The following is a 10,867-nucleotide window of genomic DNA, read 5'->3' on the forward strand; positions in this document are numbered from 1 at the left end:
TTTGTATACAGTTTACAACGAAAAACCCCTGTACATATATCCATTATATAGTACGAAAACCTTTCATGCTTTCTCCAAGAATATAGTGTGAAAACCATATCAAATTTTGTTTCATAATAGCCACGCCTATCCCTGGCTGATTAGGACTATATGCCATGCCTGTAAATATAATTAATTCTGTATCCACTTCCATATCTCTTAATCCTTCATGTAGCTCATATGCATTTGTAGTTGGAATTCTTACATCCTTTTCTCCATGTTGAATTAAGGTAGGCGTACATGCTGATTTAATATATGTCATTGGTGATGTTTTCTTATATATCTCTGGATCATTCCATGGAGTATTTCCTAAATACATGCTAATAAAGTAAGGGATATCTGTATTTACATAATGGGCACCCCAGTTCGTAATTCCGCCCCCAACTGAAATAGCTTTAAATCTACTGCTATATGTAGAACAGAAAGCTGATATATATCCTCCGTTACTCCATCCCATAACTCCTACGCTATCTTTATCTACTATCCCTTTTTCAACTAGTGCATCCACTCCAGATATAATATCATCATAATCAGCAAATCCTTGTTTTCTATAGTTTGCTTTTAAAAATTCATTACCATAACCAGAACTTCCTCTATAGTTTGGTTCTAAAACGATAAAGCCTTTTTCAACAAACTGTTCAATCGGATATTTCTCATTGAAGCAGTCTGAAAATATCGGAAAGGACGCCCAATTCGGACCACCATGGATTACTACTAATAAGGGATATTTTTTATTTGTATCAAACTCTACTGGAGTTGATAGAACACCTTCTATTTCAAGACCATCACTACTTCTCCATGAGATGATTTCCCTATTACTTTTAAGCTTGCCTTCGAAAAAGCTATTTTCATTCGTTATTTTTTTATCATCCAAATAGATTTCAAAGGTTTCATTTGTTATAGCCTTAGTATATGTTATATGATTGCCATCCCTTGTTATAGAGGCATCCATTATAAAACCATCTACTGTTTCGCTTAACATTTCCACAGTACCATCCTCACACAGCAATCCAATACGGTAATTCGTTTTATCCTGCCATCTAATTAAAATCCCTTTAGCCGTCCACTGTAATGGCATAACCGTACTATCAAAATCGGTTAAAGGTTGGATTACCTCTCCCGTATTCCTATCATATATCTCTAATGTACTATCCTGTATATGATTTTTATAGTAATCCTTCTCTCTTATACTTGCTGCGTAACATATTTTATCGCCCTCGGGAGACAAGCAGACACTCGCTCCTAACAACTTATCCATATTCATTTTTTGTAGTTCTCCAGCTTCAACATCTAATATGTAGAGATCACCATTCATATAATCGTTTAAGCTTGGTGTAGCCATACATACAACCTTTTTCCCATCATTTGAAATATCAAAGTTATGTATATAAAAATCCTTACCATCCGTTAGTTGATAAACACCTTTAATCTCGCGTTCCTCTTTATCATTTTGTATTACCTTTTCTATCTTAATGTAGTATAAACAATTATTTCGATGTTCCTTACCTACATGGTGGAAATCTCCATATAGTTCCTTACGTTTCTTTATGTCCTCACATTCTTTTGACTGTGCAATATAATAAAAACCTTTACCAGTAGGCTCCCATTTGAATGTATTAACTCCATCCTTCTCATCCGTAATTTGAACCTCACTACCACCGTCTATTGACTTAACAAAGATCTGATTTGTATTAGCCCCATCACCACCTGGGCTAAGGTATGCAATAATCTTAGAATCTGGAGACCATAATGGATGTGTACTATCTATATCCCCATCTGTTAGTGGGTAACTCTGCTCTTTATCCTTTTCATATATCCATACATGATTTCTATACGTATTTCCTTTCCAGTTAGCCGTCTTCTTAACAAATGCTACGTTTTTGCCATCATCACTTATATTTGCACTTGATACCGCCGGTAATGAAATAATCTCTTCTATACTTAAATATGTTTTTGCTTTCACTTCCATATAATAAGCCCCCTTATAATGTCCATGTATCTATCGTCTTTTCTCTTCATAATAAAGAAAATTGTTCACGCATACTAAAATGATAGCGGAAAATTCAGATAAATAAAAGTGGATCTGATAAAGCAAAACTTTAATTGGTAGGATTCTATCCACCTACCAATTTTAGATTTTCTTTTTCAATAAAAAATACCCCTTTAGATAACATATCTAAAGGGGTACCGATTCATATATTTATTAACCTACCAATCTCCTACTCAACAGTAACAGACTTAGCTAAGTTACGTGGCTTATCAACGTCACACTCGCGGTGAAGTGCTGCGTAGTATGAGATAAGTTGGAATGGAATAACTGCTACTAGCGGTGCTAGTGCTTCGTGTACAGCTGGTAATACGAAGCTGTCACCTTCCATTTCTAAGCCCTTCATTGAGATGATACATGGGTTAGCTCCACGTGCTACTACTTCTTTCACGTTACCACGAATTCCAAGGTTTACGTGCTCTTGTGTAGCAAGTGCGATAACTGGTGTACCGTTTTCGATTAAGGCGATTGTACCGTGTTTTAATTCTCCTCCAGCAAATCCTTCTGCTTGGATGTAAGAAATTTCTTTTAGCTTTAACGCACCTTCTAATCCTACGTAGAAGTCTACGCTACGTCCGATGAAGAAACAGTTACGCGTTGTTGCTAAAAATTGTTTTGCTAATGCGTCCATTTCTTCTTTTTGATCACAAAGTTCTATCATTGCATTTGCTACAAGTCCTAATTCGTGTGTTAAATCGAAATCAAGAACTTCACCTTTTGCTTTAGCAATGTCCGCAGCTAAAATTGAAAGTACTGCAAGCTGTGCTGTGTAAGCTTTCGTTGATGCAACTGCGATTTCTGGTCCCGCGTATAACGGAAGTGTGTAATCAGCTTCACGAGAAAGTGTAGAACCAGGTACGTTTGTAATCGTTAATGCTTTATGACCCATTTCATTTGTTTGTACAAGTACTGCACGGCTATCAGCTGTTTCACCACTTTGTGAAATGTAAATGAAGAATGGTCTTTCTGTTAATAATGGCATGTTATAAGAGAATTCACTTGCTACATGCACTTCAACTGGCATTTTTGCAAACTTCTCGATAAATTGTTTTCCAACAAGACCTGCATGATAACTCGTTCCACATGCAATGATGTAAACACGATCGCTATCTAAAATCGCATTGCGGATGTCTTGATCTAATTCAATCTCGCCATTTTCATCTTGATACTTTTGAATTATATTACGGATTACAAGTGGTTGCTCATCGATTTCTTTAAGCATGAAATGAGGATATGTTCCTTTTTCAATATCACTTGCGTCTAATTCCGCTGTAAACGGTGCACGTTCAATCGTTTCACCTTGTAAGTTTTTAATTGTAATACTTTCTTTTGTTACGATTACGATTTCTTTATCCATTAACTCAATAAATTGATCTGTAACTTGTAACATCGCCATAGCGTCGCTCGCCACAACATTAAAGTTGTCACCAACACCTACTAATAGCGGGCTTTTGTTTTTAGCAACATAAATCATGTTTGGATTTTCAGCATCAAGTAATCCGATTGCATAAGAGCCATGTAAAAGAGATAGCGTATTACGGAACGCTTCTTCTACACTTAGTCCTGTGCTCACTTGTTGTTCCATAAGCTGTACGATAATCTCTGTATCAGTTTCACTTACGAACGTTACATCTTGTAAATATTCTTTTTTCACTAATTCATAGTTTTCAATTACACCGTTATGAACTAGTGTAAAGCGTTTTGATGTACTTTGATGCGGATGCGCGTTTACTTTGCTTGGAACACCATGTGTAGCCCAGCGTGTGTGACCGATTCCCACGCTTGCTGCTACGTTCTCATCTACGATTTCGCGAAGTTTTGCAATACGGCCTTTTTCTTTGTATACAACAACACCGTTCTCTGCTTGTACTGCAATACCTGCTGAATCATATCCACGATATTCTAGCTTTTCTAAACCTTTTAATAAAATTTCCTTTGCATCTTGTTCTCCAATAAATCCTACGATTCCACACATGTTTAGTCGCCGTTACAAATGCTTACATTGCTCTGCGAACATGTAACGACATAGTCCGATACCATTTTTATTTATACTAAAAAAACGGATTACATATTGCTAGCCCTGTAAGCTTGTAACGGCTTTCACCTTCCTCTCGATTGGGTTTAAGTCCGTATATACTTATACAGCTAGTTTGTATCCGTTCCTTTTCTCTCATCACACTTTCACCTTTGTCCACTAAGTCACCTTAATGATTTAAGTAAAAGCTTGCGGTTGTGATGAACAACCGGGAGTCATCCGCCGAAATCTCGATAAACTCCACCTCGTCAACTACACTACTTGTAGTTCTGGCGCTTCTATAATTTACAATATTTCCTTTGAGAAAAAGAACAAGACCATCTTATAACAAACATGGATAAACCGTCAATGAAATTTTTTTCATCGTCTATAAAACATATGAAAAAGGAGCACTTAATGTGCTCCTTTTTCATAAATTTATTGAATTATTCAGCGCCAACTTCAGCTTTCACAACTTCTACAATACGATGTACATATGCGTCACAAACTTCTTGTGTTGGTGCTTCTGCCATTACACGAATAAGTGGCTCTGTTCCAGATGGACGAACAAGAATGCGGCCATCACCGTTCATTTCTTCCTCTACAACACGAATAATGTCTTTAATTTTTTCATTTTCTAATGCTAGTTTTTTATCTGTTACACGAACGTTTACTAATAATTGCGGGAACTTCGTCATTTCTCCTGCAAGCTCAGATAATGGTTTTTTCGTCATTTTCATGATGTTTACAAGTTGAAGTGCACTTAACATTCCATCACCAGTTGTAATGTAATCAAGTAAGATAATGTGACCTGATTGTTCTCCACCCAGGTTATATCCACCACGCTTCATCTCTTCCATTACGTAACGGTCACCAACTGCTGTTTTATCACTTGTGATATTGTTAGCTTCAAGTGCTTTGTAGAAACCTAAGTTACTCATAACTGTTGAAACAACTGTATTGTGCTTTAGTTGGCCAGTTTCTTTCATGTACTTCGCACAAATAAACATAATTTGATCGCCATCAACGATGTTTCCTTTTTCATCTACAGCGATTAGACGGTCACCATCACCATCAAAAGCAAGACCGATATCAGCGCCTTTGTCTTTTACTAATTTAGCTAATACTTCTGGATGCGTAGAACCTACTCCATCGTTAATGTTCATACCGTTTGGTGAAGTTCCCATCGTTGAAATATCAGCCTCTAAATCTGCAAATAAGTATGGAGCTAAAGAAGACGTAGCACCATGCGCACAATCTAAAGCGATATGTAAACCAGAGAAATCTTCCTCTACAGTTTGTTTAATATATTGTAAATATTTTTGTCCGCCTTCAAAATAATCACTCACTTGTCCAAGGTTCGTACCTGTTGGACGTGGTAACTCATCAACTTCTTTGTCTAATAAAGCTTCGATTTCTGCTTCTTGCTCATCTGTTAATTTAAAACCGTCAGAACCGAAGAATTTGATTCCATTATCCTGTACTGGATTATGAGATGCAGAAATCATAACACCCGCTTGTGCATCTAATGCTTTTGTTAAATAAGCAACACCTGGTGTAGAAATAACACCTAGGCGCATTACTTCTGCTCCAGTTGATAATAGACCCGCTACTAAAGCTCCTTCTAACATATGTCCTGATATACGTGTATCACGCCCGATAATTACTTTTGGACGATCAGTATCTTTTGTTAATACATAACCACCAAAACGTCCAATTTTGAATGCTAATTCAGGTGTTAACTCCTGGTTCGCAACCCCGCGTACTCCATCTGTACCAAAATATTTACCCATTATGATTCGCTCCTTTTTCTGGCTCTTTTTGATTATCTACTGTTGGCTCTTGACTAGTTTCTTTATCTTTATCTTTATCCTTATTTGGTTCCTGTTCCGTGTCAGGCTTAGGCTTCTGTTCAGGTTCAGGATTTTTTGGTTTTTCAGTTTGATTATCTTGGTTATTATTTGAATCTGGTTTTTCACCGTTACCCTGTACTTCTTTATCTGGATTTTCTTTCTTCACAATTGTGACTTTAGCACTTTTTTGCTTTGGCTCTATTGAAATATTACCAGGACCGCTTACTTGAATAGAAACATCCTTCGTTCCCGGAGATACATTTTGCAAATTAATGGCTGCTGTTATTTGAGCAGCTGTTATTTTATCTACTATACTTGTTTCTCCTGAAATATCAACGCTTATCTTCCCATCTTGCGGCGAAAGTAGCTGGGCCGTAACATCTTTAGAAAGTCCATTTTTTTGAATTGATATACCATCAATTGTCCTTGTTTTCGTTTGTTTTGCCTTTTGCACACCTACTGAAACCTTCACTTGATTCGGTTTTGCACTTGTTACACCCTTTGGCAATAAAACAGAGGTATCGAATGTTGTAGACTCTGTCAATTGACTAAGATCTACTTCGACCCCCTCTATCGATTGTATATTATCCAATATATCTTTTGGACCTGCTATCGTTACTTCGCTCGGCTCAACGCTAATATTTGTAACAGCCAATCCTTCTGGTAAACTCCCCTTTTTCGTATACGTTACAGGAACAGTTTTTTCAGTATTATTGGCCGTAGCTTGCGTCGCCACATTCAATGTTACACTAATTTTAGATGGACTCGTTCTTACGTTTAAACGTTTTCCTTCTTTATTGTATAATGTAACTTCGGCTGTTTTTGTAACAGTTTTATTAACACCTTTTAAATCAATATAAGCCTTAGCAGATGAAATACTTTCAATTTCTTCTTTCGTTCCAACTACCTCGACAGTATCAGGTTTAATGTTTGATTTTTCGAGAGTAGAACCTGCTGGCATTTGATCCTCATTTGATAACTTTAAGTCTACATGAACATATTTTCTCGCTTTTTCATGTAGCGTAATTTTAATTGTTGATGGCTGAACTGTTCCTTTCACATCATCTGGAAGGCCGTTCGTTTTTAAAGAAACTTCATAAGTTCCTTTTTCGCTATCTCTCAAATCAACTGGTATATCAAATTGTTTTTTCGCTTTTGCTGTAGCAACTGCTGCTTTTGGGCCCTCTAACTTTACCTTAACGCCCTCTGCCGGAATACCACTTACAATATATTTATCTTCATCATACTTAAGGGTAATAGCATAATTAGTTAATGTTTCTTTCGCATCATTTGCAAAAGGTAGTATCCCCGATGTCGTATTTTTTTCAGTTAAAGTCGCTGACATAAAAAGCATACACGCCAATAGTAATGAGATCCCCTTTAAGAACCAATGATTCTCCATTAACTTATCCATGACGCTTTCTCCTCCAATTCCATAAAGACGAAGAAGTCGTTTTTTCGCTTGCACTAAATTCAGCTAACAACATATCTTTCAGTTGTTCTGTCTTCAAATCACGATGCAACTTACCATTTTTCGTTAAAGAAATTTGACCTGTTTCTTCCGACACAACTACTGTAATACTATCAGTAACTTCACTAACTCCCATTGCAGCACGATGTCTAGTTCCTAACTCCTTAGAGATAAAAGGACTTTCCGATAACGGAAGATAACAAGCTGCTGCTTTAATGGTACTTCCTTGCATAATAACTGCTCCATCATGAAGAGGTGTATTAGGAATGAAAATATTAATGAGTAATTCCGATGATACATTTGCATTTAGCGGAATACCTGTTTCCACATAATCACCCATACCGGTCTCTTTAGACAAAGTAATTAATGCACCAATTCTACGTTTTCCCATATATTCCGTTGCTTTCGCTATCGCTGTTGCAACGATTTCAGGTTCATCATCCTCATGAGTTCCAACACGCGAAAACAAACTCCCGCGTCCTAGCTGCTCAAGTGCCCTTCGCAATTCTGGCTGAAAAATAATAATAACGGCTAAAAATCCCCACGTTAATACTTGCTCAGTCAGCCAATAAAGCGTATGCAATTCAAGGAAAATACTGATCATCCGAACGACAATAATAACTGTAATCCCTTTTAAAAGTTGAACAGCTTTCGTTCCTCGGATTATGAGAATTAGCTTATATATAATAAACCATACAACGGCAATATCTAATACCGTACTAAGATATTTCAAAATGGTCGTATCTTCAAAAGGCATGCTAACCCTTCCTCCTACTTACGAGCAATTCTATCCATATATTGAAATATTGTTTTATGCTCTATCTGTATGTATTTCCAACAACTAGTTAATTATACCATACATGAAACAAACAACAATTACAAACAACCCCCTTTAGTCTAAATTGGTAAGATGTCAAACATTATTATCGTACAGTATAATATAAATCATTATTATACGCTTATTTTCAAATAAAAAAAGCAACTTCTCAGTTGCTTTTCTTACATTTACTTTAGTTTTTCACCGAATAAAGAACCCATTAAAGCAACTGCTGTTGTTGCCGTTCTATTTCGCTCATCTAAAATAGTATTTACTTCAACAAACTCAGCTGATGTAACAATATCAGCTTCCGCTAACATTTCCATTGCTAAATGGCTTTCACGATAAGATAGGCCACCAATTACAGGCGTTCCAACTCCTGGTGCATCATGTGGGTCAAGGCCATCTAAATCTAATGATAAATGCACACCATCAGTATGAGATAAATACGCGATAGTTTCTTCCATAACAGCTGTCATACCCATACGATCAATCTCGTGCATTGAGAATACTTTAATACCTTCATTGCGAATAAAGTCTTTTTCTCCTTCATCTAATGCACGTGCACCAATAATTACAACGTTCTCTTTTTTCACCTTTGGATATGCCCCGTATAAATCTACAAGCGTTTGATGCCCATACCCTAAACTTGCTGCAAGTGACATACCATGAATATTTCCAGATGGTGAAGTTTCTTCTGTATTTAAATCACCATGTGCATCATACCAAATAACACCTAAGTTTTTATAATGTTTCGCAACACCAGCTAATGTACCAATAGCGATACTATGATCGCCACCTAATACAAGTGGAAAACGTCCTTCTTCTATAATATGATCCACCTTACTTGCTAATTCGTTACAAACAGTTGCAACTTGTGTAAGGTTTCTTAAGCTTGTATTTACATCTACTTCTTTTTCTCTCTCTATACATATATCTCCTATATCTTTAACGTCATATCCAATTTCTTCAATTCTTTCAATTACGCCTGCATAACGGATTGCGCTCGGCCCCATATCAACTCCGCGACGCATCTGTCCTAAATCCATTGGAACTCCAATAACCGAAATTTCTTTTTTCATAGATAGTATCCCCCTTTTGTGCCTTCACTAAATATTTTAAATCTTTTATATAGTCTGACTCAACTCGACATTTTTCTGTATGGATATACAAATTATTCACTTATATCCGCTTTAAAATCCAAATGTTAAGACTATTCTATGTATAAAGTTAACCTAATGAAACAACTACCATCATTATTATTAGATAATAATAAAAAACACTCCTACATTTAGAAGTGTTTTTCTGATGCTATTTTCCATACTGCGGCAATATTCTTTGCTGTCATTTCGATATTCTCTTCCGCTACTTTATATGCCTCTTCTAATGTCATCGGACTCGCTGTAATACTAAATACTGCATCGATTCCTTTTTCGTGAACAGCTGGATAATTCGGAGATACAGATCCTCCAATAGCAATGACAGGAATATGAAAATGCTTTGCACGCTCCGCAACACCTACAGGGGCCTTTCCATATGCTGTTTGTTCATCTATTCTCCCTTCACCAGTTATAATTAAATCTGCACCTTCTATATGCTTATCAAAATTTGTATAGTCTAATACAATTTCAATTCCTCTCCGCAAGCTTCCCTTTAACACTGCAATAACAGCTGCTCCCATTCCTCCTGCAGCTCCTGCGCCAGGCATTTTAGATACGTCGCAAGATAAGTATTGTTTAAGGATATTCGCATAATGCTTTAAATTCTCATCCAACTCTTTCATCATCTCTGCATTCGCACCCTTTTGCCTCCCAAATACGAAAGATGCTCCCCTTATTCCAACTAACGGATTATCTACATCACACGCTGCTTCTATCTTTATATGCGTTAAGCGTGAATCCAAGCGTGAAAAATCAATAGTGACAATCGAATGTAACGTTCCTCCAGATGGCTCTATTACTTCCCCTTTTCCATTTATAAACCTGACTCCTAAAGCTGACAACATACCTGCTCCGCCATCATTTGTAGCACTTCCGCCAAGTCCTAAAATAATGTGCTCAGCTCCTTCGTCTAGCGCGTGTAGTATAAGCTCTCCAGTTCCTTTAGTCGTTGTAATAAGTGGATTTCGCTTTTTAACCGGAACATGTTGTAATCCTGATGCTGCTGCCATTTCAATAAACGCTGTCTTTTTATCTTTAGACATACCGTAAAAGGCTTGTACACGTTCTCTAAGTGGCCCTGTCACATGAAGTGATATAATCCTTCCCCCTGTAGCATCTACAAGTGAATCAACCGTTCCTTCCCCTCCATCTCCAATTGGTATTTTTACGTACTCTGCTTTAGGAAAAATTGCTCCAAAACCTCTTTCAATAGCTTCACATACTTCTATAGCTTTTAAGCTTTCTTTATATGAATCAGATGCAATAACAACTTTCACAATTATCTCCACCCTTTATTTTCGCATTTTCTCCATTTTAAATGACAAATATGAAAGTTGTCTTTTTAAACACAAAAAGAAGCTTACATCATATGATGTAAGCTTCTCTATTAGATGGAGCCTAGCGGGATCGAACCGCTGACCTCCTGCGTGCAAGGCAGGCGCTCTCCCAGCTGAGCTAAGGCCCCA

General features: G+C 36.9%; 7 protein-coding genes, 1 tRNA gene and 1 pseudogene. All 9 read right to left on the reverse strand.

Annotated features, from left to right (window positions below):
• Positions 1-43: 43 nt before the first annotated feature.
• A complete protein-coding gene (locus BAQ44_RS27540) occupies positions 44-2,008 on the reverse strand; it encodes a S9 family peptidase (protein WP_071724884.1) in 1,965 nt (654 codons plus the stop codon).
• Positions 2,009-2,258: 250 nt separating this feature from the next.
• Positions 2,259-4,061: a glutamine--fructose-6-phosphate transaminase (isomerizing) gene (glmS, locus tag BAQ44_RS27545; RefSeq protein WP_063262608.1), complete on the reverse strand. Its 1,803-nt coding sequence runs from the start codon at positions 4,059-4,061 to the stop codon at positions 2,259-2,261.
• Positions 4,062-4,073: 12 nt separating this feature from the next.
• Positions 4,074-4,260: pseudogene (locus tag BAQ44_RS31505) on the reverse strand (hypothetical protein).
• Positions 4,261-4,546: 286 nt separating this feature from the next.
• Positions 4,547-5,893, reverse strand: coding sequence for a phosphoglucosamine mutase (gene glmM, locus BAQ44_RS27555; protein WP_000521484.1), 1,347 nt, complete (start codon positions 5,891-5,893; stop codon positions 4,547-4,549).
• Positions 5,886-7,367: a CdaR family protein gene (locus tag BAQ44_RS27560; RefSeq protein ID WP_071724886.1), complete on the reverse strand. Its 1,482-nt coding sequence runs from the start codon at positions 7,365-7,367 to the stop codon at positions 5,886-5,888. The genes glmM and BAQ44_RS27560 overlap by 8 nt, the downstream gene beginning before the upstream one ends.
• Positions 7,360-8,181, reverse strand: a complete 822-nt coding sequence (gene cdaA, locus BAQ44_RS27565) for a diadenylate cyclase CdaA (RefSeq protein ID WP_048528662.1) — start codon at positions 8,179-8,181, stop codon at positions 7,360-7,362. The genes BAQ44_RS27560 and cdaA overlap by 8 nt, the downstream gene beginning before the upstream one ends.
• Before the next feature lie 248 nt (positions 8,182-8,429).
• Positions 8,430-9,323, reverse strand: a complete 894-nt coding sequence (gene rocF / locus BAQ44_RS27570) for an arginase (protein WP_063262605.1) — start codon at positions 9,321-9,323, stop codon at positions 8,430-8,432.
• A gap of 209 nt (positions 9,324-9,532) precedes the next feature.
• Positions 9,533-10,678 (reverse strand): glycerate kinase, encoded by a 1,146-nt coding sequence (locus tag BAQ44_RS27575; protein WP_063262604.1) that lies wholly within the window; start codon positions 10,676-10,678, stop codon positions 9,533-9,535.
• 115 nt (positions 10,679-10,793) lie between these two features.
• Positions 10,794-10,866, reverse strand: a tRNA-Ala gene (locus BAQ44_RS27580).
• Position 10,867 lies beyond the last annotated feature (1 nt).

This window comes from Bacillus mobilis (genome assembly GCF_001884045.1).
Lineage (GTDB): Bacteria > Bacillota > Bacilli > Bacillales > Bacillaceae_G > Bacillus_A > Bacillus_A mobilis.